This is a genomic window from Pseudomonas bijieensis (assembly GCF_013347965.1).
Taxonomy (GTDB): Bacteria; Pseudomonadota; Gammaproteobacteria; order Pseudomonadales; family Pseudomonadaceae; genus Aquipseudomonas; species Aquipseudomonas bijieensis.
In genome coordinates, this window is sequence record NZ_CP048810.1 from 6,517,738 (window position 1) to 6,531,932 (window position 14,195).

The 14,195-nt window shown below is 56.5% G+C and carries 13 protein-coding genes and 1 pseudogene; 10 read left to right on the plus strand and 4 right to left on the minus strand.

Features of this window, described 5'->3' with window-relative positions; all coding sequences use genetic code 11:
* Positions 1-2: 2 nt before the first annotated feature.
* The 9 genes from GN234_RS28965 (at position 3) to GN234_RS29005 (ending at position 8,827) form a co-directional block, all read left to right on the plus strand.
* Complete coding sequence (locus GN234_RS28965) at positions 3-1,007, plus strand: dihydrodipicolinate synthase family protein (protein ID WP_233459499.1); 1,005 nt, start codon at positions 3-5, stop codon at positions 1,005-1,007.
* A 64-nt stretch (positions 1,008-1,071) separates the two neighbouring features.
* Entirely contained in the window at positions 1,072-1,959 is an 888-nt protein-coding gene (locus tag GN234_RS28970; RefSeq protein WP_176689455.1) for a DMT family transporter, read from the plus strand.
* 463 nt (positions 1,960-2,422) lie between these two features.
* A complete protein-coding gene (locus tag GN234_RS28975; RefSeq protein WP_176689456.1) occupies positions 2,423-3,367 on the plus strand; it encodes a fatty acid desaturase in 945 nt (314 codons plus the stop codon).
* Between the two features lie 29 nt (positions 3,368-3,396).
* Positions 3,397-4,374 carry an ABC transporter ATP-binding protein gene (locus GN234_RS28980; protein WP_163857909.1) on the plus strand — a complete coding sequence of 326 codons (978 nt, stop codon included), beginning with the start codon at positions 3,397-3,399 and terminating at the stop codon, positions 4,372-4,374.
* Positions 4,371-5,000 (plus strand): ABC transporter permease, encoded by a 630-nt coding sequence (locus GN234_RS28985; RefSeq protein ID WP_109755585.1) that lies wholly within the window; start codon positions 4,371-4,373, stop codon positions 4,998-5,000. The genes GN234_RS28980 and GN234_RS28985 overlap by 4 nt, the downstream gene beginning before the upstream one ends.
* Positions 5,000-5,683: an ABC transporter permease gene (locus GN234_RS28990; protein ID WP_176689457.1), complete on the plus strand. Its 684-nt coding sequence runs from the start codon at positions 5,000-5,002 to the stop codon at positions 5,681-5,683. The genes GN234_RS28985 and GN234_RS28990 overlap by 1 nt, the downstream gene beginning before the upstream one ends.
* Before the next feature lie 48 nt (positions 5,684-5,731).
* Positions 5,732-6,637 (plus strand): ABC transporter substrate-binding protein, encoded by a 906-nt coding sequence (locus GN234_RS28995; protein ID WP_176689458.1) that lies wholly within the window; start codon positions 5,732-5,734, stop codon positions 6,635-6,637.
* Between the two features lie 36 nt (positions 6,638-6,673).
* Positions 6,674-8,002 carry an LLM class flavin-dependent oxidoreductase gene (locus tag GN234_RS29000; RefSeq protein WP_176689459.1) on the plus strand — a complete coding sequence of 443 codons (1,329 nt, stop codon included), beginning with the start codon at positions 6,674-6,676 and terminating at the stop codon, positions 8,000-8,002.
* Positions 8,003-8,044: 42 nt separating this feature from the next.
* Positions 8,045-8,827, plus strand: coding sequence for a phosphate/phosphite/phosphonate ABC transporter substrate-binding protein (locus tag GN234_RS29005; RefSeq protein ID WP_116832863.1), 783 nt, complete (start codon positions 8,045-8,047; stop codon positions 8,825-8,827).
* 32 nt (positions 8,828-8,859) lie between these two features.
* On the opposite strand, the gene GN234_RS30475 is transcribed toward GN234_RS29005, so the two are convergent.
* Positions 8,860-9,714: a methyl-accepting chemotaxis protein gene (locus tag GN234_RS30475; protein WP_411828795.1), complete on the minus strand. Its 855-nt coding sequence runs from the start codon at positions 9,712-9,714 to the stop codon at positions 8,860-8,862.
* A gap of 54 nt (positions 9,715-9,768) precedes the next feature.
* Positions 9,769-10,803: pseudogene (locus tag GN234_RS30480) on the minus strand (cache domain-containing protein); the annotation flags it as partial.
* A 293-nt stretch (positions 10,804-11,096) separates the two neighbouring features.
* Here GN234_RS30480 and GN234_RS29015 point away from each other — a divergent pair.
* On the plus strand, positions 11,097-12,140 hold the full coding sequence (locus GN234_RS29015; RefSeq protein ID WP_176689460.1) for a GlxA family transcriptional regulator: 1,044 nt from the start codon (positions 11,097-11,099) through the stop codon (positions 12,138-12,140).
* Positions 12,141-12,230: 90 nt separating this feature from the next.
* Here the strand turns inward: GN234_RS29015 and GN234_RS29020 are convergent, their stop codons facing one another.
* Positions 12,231-12,644 (minus strand): hypothetical protein, encoded by a 414-nt coding sequence (locus GN234_RS29020; RefSeq protein ID WP_109755578.1) that lies wholly within the window; start codon positions 12,642-12,644, stop codon positions 12,231-12,233.
* Between the two features lie 285 nt (positions 12,645-12,929).
* On the minus strand, positions 12,930-14,126 hold the full coding sequence (locus tag GN234_RS29025) for a YbfB/YjiJ family MFS transporter (protein ID WP_109755577.1): 1,197 nt from the start codon (positions 14,124-14,126) through the stop codon (positions 12,930-12,932).
* Positions 14,127-14,195: the final 69 nt, after the last annotated feature.

Consider the following 14,195-nt stretch of genomic DNA (forward strand, 5'->3'; position numbering starts at 1 on the left):
CGATGGCCGGCGCTTTCGGCGTTGGTCATCGCTACTACGGCGTGCAAACAGCCCGGGAAGGGCGGTTGGTGCGTCCGCTGGAGAAGAACAAGAAAGGGCTCGATTCAATGTCCGCATTCGCTTTTTCCGGTCTCAACCTGGCCGTGACCACGCCGTTCGATGCCCAAGGCAGGATCGACTATCCACGCTTCGAGACGTTGCTCGAGCGCTATCTGACTGCTGGCGTAGAGGGTTTTGTCCTGAGCTCAGGGACAGGCATGCATGTCTACCTGAGCCAGGAAGAGTCCAGGCAACTGGTGGCCTTTGGCACTCAGGTTATCAAGGGGCGCGCTCGCGTCATCGTGCAAACGTCTGCCTTATTGGCGGATGAAGTGGTGCAGCGCACCCGCCATGCCGCCGAATGTGGCGCCGATGGCGTCATGGTATTGCCACCGTTTTTCGAAGGTCCAACCGACGACCAGAGCATCATCGATTTCTACGCCACGGTGTCCGAAGCCGGGTTGCCAATCATCGGCTACAACGTGCCTCAGGCGGTGGGGGTAGAAGTGACTCCTTCGCTGCTTCGCCAGTTGAGCGAGATTCCGAACTTCGTATCGGTCAAAGACAGCAGCGGCGATCTGGCCGCGCAGGCGTCGCTGATCCGCACGGGCCTGCCGACAATGAACGGCGCCGACCCACTGGTGCCGTACGCGCTCTTTGCCGGTGCGGCGGGCCTGATCTGGGGCGGGGCGAACATGGCGCCGCGTTCTTGTGTGGCGGTAGTGAAGGCCGCCATTGAGCAGGATTGGGCACGTGCCCGGGAAATCTGGCGGGCGATCGAGCCGGTGATGTCATTGATCTGGCAGGGTGATTACGTGCAATCGGTTTACGCCGGTGCCGATATCACCGGCTATGGCGCGGGTAACCCTCGCCGACCGTTGGCGCGTCTGCCTGCTGAGAAGATCGCCGTGCTAAAGGCCGCCCTTGAGCCTTTGATCGCTCTCGAAAGCCGACTTACGTGTGCGTGAGTGGCGTGCCGGGCGTGAATGATGTCGTCGTGAAGGGCAGAATCACACTCGAAATGGGGGATATATGAGCAATCAGCTGGAAAGCGCCATGCGTCACTACGAGGTTCCCAGGCCTCAACTTGGAATCATCTTGTGCCTGTTGTCGATGCTGATCTTTGCGAGCCAGGACGGGATCACCAAGGTGCTGGTCAAGGATCTGCCCATCGCGCAACTCGTCATGGTGCGCTATTGGGTATTCCTGGCCTTTGCTGTCGGTTACAGCGTTTACCAAGGTAGCTTGCGAACCGCATGTCGAAGCCAGCATCCCTTTCTGCAGGTCATCCGTGCGCTGATCGGCGTCGGTGAAATCGCTCTGTTTGGAATAGGGCTGCGCTACCTGGGCCTGGCTGAGATGCATGCCCTATACGCCGTGTTTCCCTTGATGACCCTGGCTTTGGCTGGTGCATTTTTGGGTGAGTACGTTGGAGTTCGCCGATGGATTGCCGCCGCTGTCGGTTTCCTGGGCACGGTGGTCATCCTTCGACCGGGCACCGGTGTTTTTGAACTGGCGGCGCTTATCCCATTGTTGTCGGCCCTGGGGTTCGCTGTTTTCAGCGTGCTGACCCGACGCATCAGTCAAGGTGATTCGTTTGCCACGAACATGCTCTACATGGGGTTCTTTGGCGCGATAGCCATCACCTTGCTAGGTCTTGCGGGCTGGGTGTCTCCAAGCCCGGAGCAATGGGCCCTGATCGGGGTCCTTTCGATCACAGGCGTAGTGGCCCAGCTTTTACTTATCCAAGCGCTCAGGTACGCAACAGCGGCTACGCTCCAGCCTTTCAACTACACGCTTCTGGTGTTTGCCACGTTGATAGGCCTGTTTGTGTTTGGCGAGCTTCCCGACGCATGGACAGTGGTGGGAGCATGCATGGTGATTGCCGGTGGGCTGTATGCGATCAAGGTGAAAGGTTAGGCCTCTTATTCGCTATAGGCATAAGCATAATAGAATATATTCCTTGGTCGTATTAGCCATCGTGCTAGATTGTTCCTACCGGACAACCGGATATGTTCAATCCCATTTTATGGTACGACTATGTCCGGCGCCCGAATCTTCCAAATCAGCCTTGAGGCTCTGTCCTGTGACCGAACCCAAGGAGCGATTTCTCACTCCGGCAATATCCGCCTTAGTTCTGCCTCCATTACCGTTCCATTCGTGACCGGTAAACCGCTCCCGTGTCAGGCCAACAGCGAAGCCTGCAGTGCAATCAGCGAAGGCTTGGCATTTCTTCTCTACGCCATGTGAATCGTCGCTGTTGGGCACTTCCATACCATTAGTCTAGCCAGCCATCTTCAGGTAATGCCGGTCCTGCGGGCCGCAACTTGATGCGTGAGCGAATGGGCGCCTGTTCAAAGCAATATCTACGCGATTTACAACAATGCCAAATTATTTGGATGAAGCTCATCGAGCTGAAATCGTTAAGCTGAACACGACATTCACCAGTCAAACGGAATGGCCAACCTGGCTTTTGTTGGTCGGATTCTACCTGGCCTGGGCTTTCGTTGTTTTTTATGGGGACGCGCTGGGCGAAGTATTCACCATCGTCTTGTTGATTCCGCTGGTCGTGCTCTGGATGTCGATTCAGCATGAGCTTATCCACGGTCATCCAACGCGCTGGCCAGCCATAAATAAAGCCCTGGGATATCTGCCGTTCGCCGTATGGTATCCCTACGATATTTACAGGGACACGCACCTGGCGCATCACAACGACGAGGTGCTGACGGTGCCTGGTCAAGATCCAGAAAGTCGTTATGTCACAAGTGCCTTTTGGTTGCGCTCACCTGGTTATACGAGGGTGTTGCTATGGGTAAATAAGACCTTGGGCGGGCGATTGATCATCGGCGCTCCGCTGGCAGTCATTTCACTTGTGGAAGCCGAGATAAAGGGGCTGTTTCATACTGGACGAAGCCATTGGCGGATGTGGGCTACGCATCTATCAAGTGTTGCCGTGTTGCTGGGACTGGTTGAGCAATACAGCGCCATCAGCGCGATCCAGTACATCTTCTTTGTTTCGCTTCCAGCGTTATCCATTGCAATGATCAGGTCGTTTTACGAGCATCGGCCGTCAGCGCTTCCAGAACACCGCACGGTTATCAATGAATCGTCAGGGCTATTGAGTTGGCTTTTTCTGAATCTCAACCTTCATCTGGTTCATCACGATCTTCCCGGTCTGCCCTGGTTTTACTTGCCACAGGTGTATAGGGCCAGGCGTGAACAATGGATAGCTCGAAACAATGGCTACGTCATTCATGGCTATTTCCAGTTATTGCATAGACATCTGCTCAGTCCAGTGGATTGTCCGCGCCATCCTGCCGAGCAATAAAAAATGAAAGCTAATCTAGGCGTTGGAAAATGATACGTTTTGAAGCCGTCAAGAAAACTCATAAGGGCAGCCCGCGAATGGCCGTGAGCGATTTGACGCTTCATGTCCGGGAGGGTGAGATCTGCGTGTTTGTCGGGCCAAGCGGTTGCGGCAAGACCACCATTTTGCGAATGATCAATAGGCTCGATACCCAGGACAGTGGCCGCATCTGTGTAAATGGGGTTGCGACCGACGAGCTTGACGTCGTTACGTTACGCCGTGGCATTGGTTTCATGATGCAAAGCTCGGCTTTATTTCCTCACCAGACCGTTGCAGAAAATATCGGCGCTGTACCGCGGCTCTTGGGCTGGGGTAAGTCTAAAATCCGCCAGCGCGTGAGCGAGCTCATTTCCCTGGTCGGACTTCAGCCGGAGTTTCTTGACCGATACCCGAATCAGCTGTCGGGCGGGCAGCAAAGCCGTGTCGCCCTGGCGAGGGCTTTGGCCTCGGACCCACCGGTTGTATTGATGGACGAACCCTTTGCCGCGCTTGATCCGGTGATACGCGAGCGATTGCAGGATGAACTGGTTGCGCTCCAGCGGCGTTTGCACAAGACCATCATTCTGGTAACGCATGACATGGAGGAGGCGATCAAGGTCGGCGACCGGATTGCAATATTTGAGGGGGAAGGGAGGCTTGTTCAGTTCGACACTCCTCACAATATCCTGGCCCATCCTGCTAGCGATTTCGTGAGGGGGTTTATTGGGAAAGACCCTTTATTGAAAAGACTTACGCTGATGAAAGTCGCCGATCTTCCGGCGGAAATTGACGGTGAATCCACTGTACCCGCTCCAGAGCTGGCAACCGTTACGATAAATGACTCATTGCATCACGCATTGGTGAAAATCCTCAGTGCCCCAACCGGTGTTGTAGTGCGGGTGGATGAGGCAGGAGGTTACGAAGGTTGCATCTCGATCGAGTCCCTTTATAACGCCTTGAGCGGATCCCGACCTGGAAGCCTGCAATGATGGATGGGGCGTGGATTGTTGATAATTGGCAAGCGATTGTTCAGTTGTTATTGGATCACATTCAGTTGGTCACACTGGGCCTGTGTATAGGCATGCTGGTGGCGGGCGCAATGGTGTTTTTGACACTGTGGAAGCCTGTCTTGGCTCGGCCCATGATTTATGTCAGCGGAATACTGTTCACCATTCCTTCCCTGGCACTGTTTATTTTGATAATGCCTTTTACCGGTTTGTCCAAGACCACATCGGTTATTGGCCTGAGTCTGTATTCCTTGCTGATTATTCTACAAAACACCTTGGCGGGACTTGCCAGTAACCCCCCGGACGTCCTGGAGGAAGCCCGCGCGCTAGGGTATACGCGCATGCAGAGGTTTCTGGGTGTTGAACTTCCACTGGCCTTGCCTTCGTTATTGGCAGGGCTACGAACGACATCAGTTACCTTGGTCGGGTTGGTGACTGTTACTGCGTTAATTGGTCAAGGTGGGTTGGGCCAGCTGTTCATTACCGGGTTGGCGCAAAGTTTCACTACACCTGTAGTGGTCAGCTTGGTCCTGACGGTGATGTTGGCGCTGTGTTTTGATTTTCTGTTTTATTCAATCAATAAATGGCTGGTCCCTTGGGTGCGCTAATGAACATGATCGCAAGTGTCTACCATTGGTTTTCTCTTCCTGAAAATTGGTTGGGAGAAAACGGCATACTGACGCGGCTGGCGGAGCATATTTATTACGTATCTTTAAGTATCACTATTGCTTGTGCGATAGCGTTGCCGCTCGGCGTATTCATGGCTAATTACCGCAAGGGCGCAAACCTGGCGATAGGGGTGTTCAATCTTGGCCGCGCATTGCCTTCTCTCGGCATTGTGATACTGGCAATCATGGTCATTGGCTATGAAACCAGCACGGTCATTATCGCGCTGGTTGTCATGAGCATACCGCCGATATTAACCAACACCTATGTCGGTATCGATCAGGTTGATTCGTCGTTGAAAAGTGCGGCCACCTCCATGGGCATGCGTAGATGGCAAACGTTTATTCAACTTGAACTGCCTTTGGCCTTTCCGCTGATTTTTTCCGGTTTCAGATCGGCCCTGGTGCAACTTATTGCAACGGCAACTATCGCCGCCTATGCGGGATTCGGTGGGTTGGGCAGGTTTCTCATCGACGGACTGGGTCGCAACGATACACCGCAAATTATTGGCGGCGCATTGGTGGTGTCGGCCCTTGCGATTGTCAGCGAGTGGCTCTGCTCGACGATAGAAACACTCATGGTTCGAAAATGGCGAACAGGGAATGTTGAACTGAGCGCTACATGATCAGGGCATTTGAAAGTGCCTATTAATTTTGCAGAGGTACAAGTCCAAATGAAAAACAAACAACGTTCGAAGGCTCGCTCAGTGCAATCGGTTTCATTGTTGCTGGGGTTAGGCTTGCTGGTGGGCAGCACGTTTGCCAGTGCTCAGTCCATCACCATAGGCGGGGCCAATTTTTCCGAGCAGACGATTCTCGCAAACATTTATGCGTCAGCCTTGAAAAATGAAGGGATAGAAGTCAAGACCCGGCTCAATCTGGGCAATCGCCAGATCATCGCCAAGGCCTTGGAAAATGGGGATGTCGACGTTGTACCCGAATACATAGGATCACTGCTGAGTTTTTATGATGACAAGACAGCCCTGACCAGCCAAAAGGAGATCGTCAGCGCTTTGCAACAGAAGTTACCGGCGGGCCTGCAGTTGCTTGAGCCTTCCGCGGCGGGCTCTATTACGGCTTGGGCCGTCACTAAAAAGACCGCAGAAAAGTACAACTTGCACACCTTGTCCGACCTGGCGCCTGTCTCAGCTGATTTAACGTTGGGCGGACCACCGGAAGTCGCCACTTCTGCCTTGGGCCTGCCTGGGCTGAAAGCGGTCTACGGCATCAATTTCAAGAGCGTCAAATCCCTGGACATGGGCGGGCCCTTGTCGCGGCTGGCGTTGAATTCAGGCGCTATCGACGTCGCCACCGTCGTCTCCACGCAAGGCATCCTGGCGAAAGACCCCTGGGTTGTGCTCGAGGACGACAAGCATCAACAACCCCTGCAAAACATCACGCCACTGGGGCGCAAGGCACTGCTAACCCCGGAAGTCACCAAGGTGCTCAACGAAGTTTCCGCAAAGCTGACCGATGACGATCTCAAGCAACTCAATCGCCTTGTTGATATCGATCACAAGGATCCGGCAAAAGTCGCGGCGCAGTGGGTCGCCGAAAATACCGTCAAGACGGCCAACTGAACATGAATGCGATGTTGGTGAGGTCGCGGAGGCGTTATGTCCAATAAAAGTATGATCCTGAATCTGTTCTTCTTTAATCCCCAAGGGGACCATCGTTTTTCCTGGCGCCACCCGTTGTCACCGACCCAGGAAATATTGACGCTGGGCTACTACGTAAAACTGGTGCAGGCGGCCGAGGCGGCGAAGTTCGATGCGGTTTTTGTCGCCGATCACGTGGCGGTCTGGGACTCCGTGGCCAGCGGCTTGAGGCACTATGCCAATGCCCGCCTTGAGCCCATTACGCTCTTGTCCGCACTGGCCGCTGTGACCGAGCACATCGGTCTGATGGGCACGGCTTCAACGTCCTATAACGAGCCCTTCAACATCTCGCGGTATTTTGCATCGCTGGACTATCTCAGTTCAGGGCGAGGCAGTTGGAATATCGTGACTTCCTGGCTGGAAGAGGAGGCTTCGAATTTCGGATTGTCAGGCGTGGCGAAACACGGCGATCGTTATCTGCGGGCCGATGAATTCATTCGTGTCGTCAAACAGCTTTGGGACTCATGGGAGGACGGGGCGCTTGAATTCGACAAGGGCACCGGCGATTTTGCCGATCCATCGAAAATCCATCCGATCCATCACAAAGGGACGCATTTCAGCGTGCGAGGGCCGCTTAACGTGCCGCGTCCACCTCAAGGGCATCCGGTCTTGGCCCAGGCGGGGTCTTCTGAAGCGGGCAAGGACCTGGCCGCGGCCCACGCGGACGTGCATTTCTGTTTCATCAATACGGTTGAAGAAGGACTGGCGTACAGGGCCGATTTGAATCGCCGGCTCGAGTTGAAGGGCAGGCATTCCAGTGATCTGAAAATCATTACCGGTGTGCTTCCGGTGGTTCTGGAGGATGAGACTGAGGAGGAGCGACGTCGGCAACTGGAGGACAGTCTCATTATCGATGCCGTGGCGATTGATCTGGTCTCCAGCTACACCCGCCTCGACTTGACGGGGCTCTCGCCGGACGGCCCCCTGCCAGCGTTGCCAGATGAGTCTGAGTTTGATGGCATTCGAACTGAGCTGGCCCTGCTCAAGAAGTACGATCCTTCCTTGTCTATCCGCGAAATAGGGCGCCGCTTGGTCAAGAGCTCCAGTACCTGGCTACTGATCGGAACGGCGGAACATATAGCCGATAAGCTTTCAGCGTTATACGAGTCGAATGCCGTCGATGGCTACAACCTCATGTTCCCGTTTTTGCCGACGGACTTCGAAGCATTCACGCGTGGCGTGGTGCCTTTGCTGCAAGCCAAAGGGATTTTCCGCAAGGAATATGAACCCGGGACGCTAAGGGACCGCTTGGGCTTGAAAAAACCGGCTAACAGCTTCTTGCTGTGATCAGCGCCAAGCGCCGATAACAGTCCTTTAATTGGATTTCATATGACCAGCGATCTCTCCATGTACCTCGCTCCCGCAAGGGTTTTACAGGCACAGGAAGCCTGGCTTCGACGTGTCCTGGCGATTTTGGGCGAGCACCGCGAGCAAGAGCAAATTGTTGAGCCAGCGGCCCATTGGCTTTCCCCGGACCTCTTGTTGTCCCAGACCTGCGGCTATCCGTTAGTCACATCGCTGCGGGGAAGGGTGAGGCTGATCGGGCGCCCAAGCTATGAGCTTGCCCATAGCTCGGGCGGTGACCATTGCAGTTTGCTGCTCTGTAGAGCTGATTCGGCCGTGACTGATCTGGCGGGTTTCCAGGGCAGCCATGGACTGATCAACGCTCAGGATTCCAATTCAGGAATGAATCTATTGCGTCATACACTTGCCGGGATCAGCGACCGTGGTTTTTTCTCAAGACTAACCTTCACCGGATCGCACAGAGAGAGCATGCGAAGGCTGAAAGATGGCGACGGTGATTTGGCTTCTGTCGACAGCGTCACCTACGACTATCTTGCGAGGGATAACAGTGATGAGATCGAAGGCCTGAGAGTCCTGGCGCGAAGTGTGCGCAGTCCCTGCCTGCCCTATGTAACCTCGATTCGGCGAACGCCTGCGGACGCAGACTCAATCAGGAAGGCAATGAATGAAGCCTTGAGCCAACTGCCGGAGGTTTCTCGAACGCTGGCTATCAGGGAAGTGCTGCCAGCCAGTGAGGCGGACTATGAATGTCTGCTGGAATATGAACGCCGTGCGCTCGATTGCGGCTTTTCGTTTGTATCGTCCTGAGTGAGCCATCCCTGGCTCGCCCCTCAAGCAATCTAGAACTTGAACCGTCCCACCAAACCCTTGAGCTGCCCGGAAATATCCGTCAAACGCCCCGAACCGGTTTGCGCCGAGTGGGCGTATTCCTCCACCAGCTGTGCATCGGTATGGATCTGCGCGATGTGCCGGTTGATGTCTTCGGCCACTTGGTGCTGTTCCTCTGCCGCCGTGGCGATCTGAGTGTTCTGGTCGCGAATCGAATCCACCGAGTTGCGGATCTTGTCGAAACTGTCGCGGGCCTGTTGGATGCGTTCCACGCTGGTTTGCGACACCTGCAGGCTGCTTTGCATCTGCTGGGTGACTTCCTGGGTGCGCCGCGCGAGGTTGCCCAGCAGGCTGTCGATCTCGCCCGTGGAGTCGGCGGTACGCCGTGCCAGGGCGCGGACTTCATCGGCTACCACGGCGAACCCGCGACCTTGGTCGCCGGCCCGCGCGGCCTCGATGGCGGCGTTGAGGGCCAGCAGGTTGGTCTGCTCGGCGATGGAACGAATGGTGTCGAGGATGGTGTTGATGTTCTTGCTGTCCTGTTCCAGCGCCTGCATGGTCTGGGTCGACTGCTGCAGGTCCTCGCTCAGTTTCAGCACGCTGCCGGTGGCTTCGCCGATGTGATGCTGGCCGTCATGCACGTCGCGATAACCTTCGTCCGCGCTGGAGGCCGCCTGGCTGCACGAGCGGGCAACTTCGTTGGCAGTGGCGACCATTTCATTGAACGCGGTGCTGACCAGCTCCACGGCCTGGCGCTGGCGCCCGGCGGCGTCGTTCATGTTCTGGGCCACGTGGCTGGTATCGGCTGCGGCGGTTTGCAGGTCGGAAGAGGCGCTGCCGATGCGCTGCATCAGTTGCGCGATCATGCCCAGGAACTGGTTGAACCAGCCTGCCAGGGTGGCGGTTTCGTCCTTGCCTTGTACCGAGAGTTTGCGGGTGAGGTCGCCTTCACCTTCAGCGATTTCCTGCAGACCGTTGGCAACCCCGCGGATCGGCCGCACGATTACGCTGGCGAAACTGGCGCCCACCACGGCGAAGACCACGGCCAGCGCGGCGGCGATGGCGGCGATCAGCCAAGTCAGGCTCGAGGCTTCAGCCATTACTTCGTCGCGCTTGATCAGGCCGATGAAGCGCCAGCCCAACCCTTTGGAGCTGACCACGTTGGCCATGTAGGGCACGCCTTCGATCTCGATCTGGGTCACGCCATCGCTGCTTTTGGCCAGCTCGGCATAGTTGGGGCCCAGGTCGGCCAGCGGCTTGAAGTTGTGCTTGGCATCGGCAGGGTCCACCAGGACGTTGCCGTTGGCTTCCACCAGCATCAGGTAGCCGCTCTCGCCCAACTTGATGTTCTTGACCAGTTCGGTCAGTTGCTTGAGCGACACGTCCAGGCCCACCACGCCCACGACGTTGCCGCTGGCGTCGGCGACGGTGTGTACGGTGCCGATCAGCGACACATCGTCCGGCGCCCAGTAATAGGCATCTGTACGCGCCACGGTGCCTGGTTTGGCCAGGGCGGCCTTGTACCAGGGGCGCACGCGTGGGTCGTAGTTGGTCATCTTGGGGTCGTCAGGCCAACTGGCGTAGCCACCGTCGCTCATCCCCACGGAAAGGTAGGCGGTGGTCGGATGGCTTTTGGCGAATCGGTCGAATACTTCCAGAAGCTGTTGATTGATTTCGGGGAGCGGTGTTTGTGCAGCATCGGCCAGGGAGTAATTTTTCAAACCCTTGGCCGCGATGATCCGTGGATCCTTGGCGATGTATTCGACGTTCTGGCTGATGCCATCGAAGAACTGCTTCATGCCGTTGTCGATCTGACGGATTTCACGACCGCTACTGTCCAGGAAGTTGGCTTTCGCGGCGTCGCGCAGGTTCAGCACGACAAGCACCGCCACCAGGATAACCGGGAGGCAGGCGATGGCCGCGAACGCCCATGTCAGCTTCTGTTTGATATTCATGACTTCTCCCGCGGAATTTTTTAAGTGTTGGAACGGCGGAAACAGCAGTGGTTGGCGTTGCGAGTCTCTGGAAGGGAAAAGCGCCCATGCCTACAGCCAATGTATCGACCAAAGTCGTAGGCACTTGAGGCCGTCCGTTTTGGCGCGGGTCGATCAGTAGAGGGCGTCGGTGCGATTGCACCCGGTTTGACTAGCCTGGAAGATAGCGTGGTTTGCTCTGTCTCTTTGCCTTGTGGTTAACGGCACCCACCTGCAGCAAACCCTCATCGTCTTTAAGGTATTAACGAGGCCCTATGCCAAGCGCATTCGAGAGCGTACTCAAAAACAAGAACATGGCTTATCGACCACTCGGAGCGGCACCCGCCAGCCAGTCGCCGATTCGCGTCGCGTTTATATTGATGGACAACTTCTCGATGATGTCCTTCACCGGTGCGGTGGATGCGCTGGTGACCGCCAACCTGATGAGCGACATGCCCCTCTATGAAGTGCTGACGGTGGGGGTTTCAGGAGGACAGGTGACGAGCGACCTGGGCATTGTCATCTCGACCGACATCGAGCTGGCACAGATGCCGGAAAACCAGGACGTGCTGATCGTTGCCGGCGGCTTTCGGGTGAAGTTGCAAGGCCACCCCTTGCTGCGGCGCAAGCTGCGCGCCAATGCGGCGTCCGGGGCGATACTGGGAGGGCTGTGGAATGGTGTCTTCTTTGTGGCTGATGCCAATCTGCTGGACGGTTTCGAATGCGCTGTCCACCCGGAAAGCCGCGCCATGATGGCGGAGGTGTTTCCCCATGTGAAGGTGTCCAGCCGGGCCTATGTCGTTGATCGGGAGCGGGTCAGTTGCGCAGGTGCCAACAGTTCGCTGCGCATGATGCTCCAGTTGATTCGCCAGACGGGTGGGGCGGCACTGGTGGGCGCCATCGAGGAAATTCTTCGCTGTGATGAGTCGGGCGATGATGCGACGGACTTGCCTCCGGTCTTCGTCGAGACCGACCCGACGCTGCCGGAAAGCCTCAAGCTGGCTTTGGAGCTGATGTGGCAAAACGTAGAAGAGCCTCTGACCATTGATGAGCTGGCGGCGTGCGTCAAGATTTCCAAGCGGCAGTTGGAACGACGGTTCTGCAGTTTTCTCGGTGCCACCCCAACACGCTATTACCTGGAGTTGCGCTTGACACGTGCCCGCCAGCTTATCCAGCAAACCAATCGGTCCGTGACTGAAATCGCCGTGGCGACGGGTTTCGTCAGTTCCCCGCACTTCCAGCGTCGTTTCCGGGATTTCTTTGGTGTGCCGCCTGGCAGTTACCGTTCGAAATCGGAACGCAGACAAACCTTGCGATGAAGCCGTCGCAAAATCAGAGATGAACTTTGTGATGGGCAAAGGGGGCCGTGCAACTTTGCGGGAGCAGGCTGCGGTGTTACGGACAAAAAATCAGCTGTTATCGTCTGTCTGAGTTTCGGTGGGCAGGTCTTCGGTTTGCGGGGTGGCTTGCGATGCGGTCAAGGTCGTCTCCTTGCACAACACCTTTCCGACTTCGTCGGCGATCGAGCCGTCGATGATTCGCCCTTGCATCTGGTCGAACTCGGCTTTCTCCAACCCTGCGAGACTGTTGTACATCCCCATATGCCGCACATTGCGGCTGGCGCAGTCGAGTTCCAGTTTCGTGTAGTTGGTGAAGTAGGTGCCCGTTCTCTGCACGGTGGCCTGGATGGCTGAACCACTATCGACAGACGAGACGATGGAGTACACGGCATCCGAATCATCGTAAATGTATTTGATGTTCTGGACATCCGCAGCCGCACTGCACGCAATCGAGATTAAAGCGAGGGATATAAGGGTTTTCATGCTTTCTTCCGTGAATAAGCAAGTCAGGAGTTGATGGCAAAATGAAATTATTGCCTGGGCTCGTGCATCGGGTCAATTTGCTTTGGGTAGGATCATGACCGCCGGTCAGAAACAAAATCCTTTTGGGAACTTTATAGGCCCCCATGCCTCGTGGCAACAGGCGAGCACATTTCAGGCTGAGAGTGAAGCCAGTCCAAGATGCTTCGCCGCTCCATAGATCAAAGCTTGAATTCGCCAAGTCACCCGACTTTTTTTAGAAGTTTTTCGTCTGAATGGCTTCAATGCTTACGAGTTCAGCACTTTCGAATTGCCCCATGGCGTGAAGTCGAGCGTCAGTGCAACAAGAATGGCCCCTGCGGAAATCAGGAAAAGCAAAGCGTGATGTCCGCCACTGGCATTGAACAGTGCTGAATAGGCAAACCCGGCGACCGCCTGGAAGGTCGCGAATGAAACCGTGGCACGACTCCAGGCGAGTTGTTGGCGATGATGGTTGGGTATCAGTTCATGCACCCGGGCCAGGGCCAAAGGCACAATGCCCGGTGGGAAAGAACCAATGACTACCGCCAGTAGCGCCAACGCCATGAAGGTTTGTGAAATCGCCAGCAAGCCGAGGGCAATTGCCTGCACGAGTAGCACCAGTCGAATACTCCTGCGCGCACCCAGGTGATCGGCGAGAAAGCCATAGCTCACCGGCCCGATAATCGCCCCGAGGCCATACATGACCCAGACCAGTGCCCCGACATGTGCCCCGGCCCCGAGGCCGCGGGCCACGTAGTCCACCAAAAAAACCATCGCAGGCACGAGCCCGGCGGCCATGAAGGCGTACTGGGCGAACAATCGGAAGACAGCCGCAGGCATGGGGGCGTCGGGCGCAGCGCTGGCTGCCACATGCGCCGTGTCCTGGGGCCAGCCAAACCAGCTCAGCCCGGTCAGTACCAGTGACAGGGCGCCGAGCCCCAGCCAGGTGGCTTGCAAGCCGAGGCTCAAGAGCGGTGGCACAATCGTTCCCGAACCGGCGATGCCAAGGCCGATGCCAAGGAAAATCGCACCACTGGCCAACCCTTTGCGCGCCGCCGGCACATGGGGCAATACGGTCGCCGCCACCAGTACCATGATGGCGCCGCCGGCGATTCCCGACAGTAGCCGCCAGGCGAAGTACCAGGTGACCGAAAGCGGGAAAGCACAGGCGAAAAACGCGCCGGTCACGGCCAGCATCATCAGCCGCAAGGCGTTCCTGTTGGTCAGTCGGTGGGCCATGGGACGGCCGAGCAGGGCGCCGACCAGGTATCCGACCAGATTCGCTGCCCCCAGGTAGACCACGTCATTGGCCGAAAACCAATGGGCCTCGATCAACGAAGGGATCAGCGGCGTGTAGGCGAAACGCGCCAGGCCGATGCTGACGAGGCTGGCACAGAGGCCGGCGAAGATGGGTAACCAGATGCCCGTGGGCGCGGAGTCGAGCGCAGCGGATGGAGTGGTCATGACAGCGATCCTGTGAAGGGTTTATGGCGCCCAGCATATCGGCTATCGTTGCTGCGTTTATGCAGCGAT

Bases quoted from the DNA above. Each gene is read 5' to 3' on its own strand.
- GN234_RS28965 (WP_233459499.1), top strand. From the start codon at position 3: ATGGCCGGCGCTTTCGGCGTTGGTCATCGCTACTACGGCGTGCAAACA.
- GN234_RS28970 (WP_176689455.1), top strand. From the start codon at position 1,072: ATGAGCAATCAGCTGGAAAGCGCCATGCGTCACTACGAGGTTCCCAGG.
- GN234_RS28975 (WP_176689456.1), top strand. From the start codon at position 2,423: ATGCCAAATTATTTGGATGAAGCTCATCGAGCTGAAATCGTTAAGCTG.
- GN234_RS28980 (WP_163857909.1), top strand. From the start codon at position 3,397: ATGATACGTTTTGAAGCCGTCAAGAAAACTCATAAGGGCAGCCCGCGA.
- GN234_RS28985 (WP_109755585.1), top strand. From the start codon at position 4,371: ATGATGGATGGGGCGTGGATTGTTGATAATTGGCAAGCGATTGTTCAG.
- GN234_RS28990 (WP_176689457.1), top strand. From the start codon at position 5,000: ATGAACATGATCGCAAGTGTCTACCATTGGTTTTCTCTTCCTGAAAAT.
- GN234_RS28995 (WP_176689458.1), top strand. From the start codon at position 5,732: ATGAAAAACAAACAACGTTCGAAGGCTCGCTCAGTGCAATCGGTTTCA.
- GN234_RS29000 (WP_176689459.1), top strand. From the start codon at position 6,674: ATGTCCAATAAAAGTATGATCCTGAATCTGTTCTTCTTTAATCCCCAA.
- GN234_RS29005 (WP_116832863.1), top strand. From the start codon at position 8,045: ATGACCAGCGATCTCTCCATGTACCTCGCTCCCGCAAGGGTTTTACAG.
- GN234_RS30475 (WP_411828795.1), bottom strand. From the start codon at position 9,714: ATGATCGCGCAACTGATGCAGCGCATCGGCAGCGCCTCTTCCGACCTG.
- GN234_RS29015 (WP_176689460.1), top strand. From the start codon at position 11,097: ATGCCAAGCGCATTCGAGAGCGTACTCAAAAACAAGAACATGGCTTAT.
- GN234_RS29020 (WP_109755578.1), bottom strand. From the start codon at position 12,644: ATGAAAACCCTTATATCCCTCGCTTTAATCTCGATTGCGTGCAGTGCG.
- GN234_RS29025 (WP_109755577.1), bottom strand. From the start codon at position 14,126: ATGACCACTCCATCCGCTGCGCTCGACTCCGCGCCCACGGGCATCTGG.